Annotated in this window: 1 protein-coding gene; it reads right to left on the reverse strand. The window is 70.5% G+C overall.

Features of this window, described 5'->3' with window-relative positions:
* A partial coding sequence (locus EN745_RS35225) for an FAD/NAD(P)-binding oxidoreductase (protein ID WP_145992349.1) occupies nt 1-956 on the reverse strand: 956 nt, incomplete at both ends.

Here is a 956-nt window from a genome sequence, read left to right on the forward strand (position 1 = left end):
CCAATAGGCGCCGGTCGGACAGGCGCCTGTCCGCGAAACCGGCCGACGGCGCCGGGCGTGCAGCCGGCCTGTGCCGCAACAAGCTCGACGGCAGCCAACTGGCAGTAGCGCCCCTGGCAGCGCCCCATGCCAACGCGCGACAGCGATTTCACCCTGTTGGCCTCACCGCCGCCGAAACCCACGCCCTGGCGTATGTCTCCTGCAGTCACGTTCTCGCAGCGGCAAACAATCGCGTCGTCAGGGAACACCCGCGCCATTGCCTCCGGCCAGGGAAAGGCGCGGGCCAGACCGCGCGCGAAGCGCTCGAGCCGCGCGAGCTTGCGCAGATCGGCGTTGGCTGACGGCGCCGATTGCCCGAGATCGGCAAGGCACGCCACCGCCGCAAGGCGCCCGGCAATCTCCGCGCCGTCCGCCCCCAGGAGCCGAACCCCATCGCCCGCAAGGTAGACGCCATTCCCGGCGCGACCCATCTCGTCGGTCTTCGGCAGCCATTGCCGCCACTGTTCGTCATAGGCGAAGGCGCATCCCGCAAGGTCCGCGAGATGCGTCTCCGCCCGCAAGTGCCAACCCATGCCGATCATGTCGCACGGGGTGACGCGTTCGCGGCCGCCGGTGTCGCGCCAGCGCATCGCGGTGACACCTTGTTCGTCGACCTCAATCAGCTCGAGGGTCACGCCCGCATGGTAACGGTCGCCGAGCCTCGCCCGCAGCGCCAGGCCGCGCAGCGCGACCAGCGGCCGGGCGGCGAGCCCCCGGAATCCCCGCATCTGCTGGCGCCAGGATGATGTATCCAGCACCGCCACCACATCCGCTCCAGCCTTGACGAGTTGGGCGCCGACCAGCGTCAGCAAAGGCCCCGATCCCATCAGGACGATCCGCCGCCCAAGCGCCACGCCCTGCGCCTTGAGCGCGATCTGCGCCGCGCCGAGGCTGTAGACACCGGCGCTCTGCCAGCC

The organism is Mesorhizobium sp. M4A.F.Ca.ET.022.05.2.1 (assembly GCF_003998845.1).
Classification (GTDB): Bacteria; Pseudomonadota; Alphaproteobacteria; order Rhizobiales; family Rhizobiaceae; genus Mesorhizobium.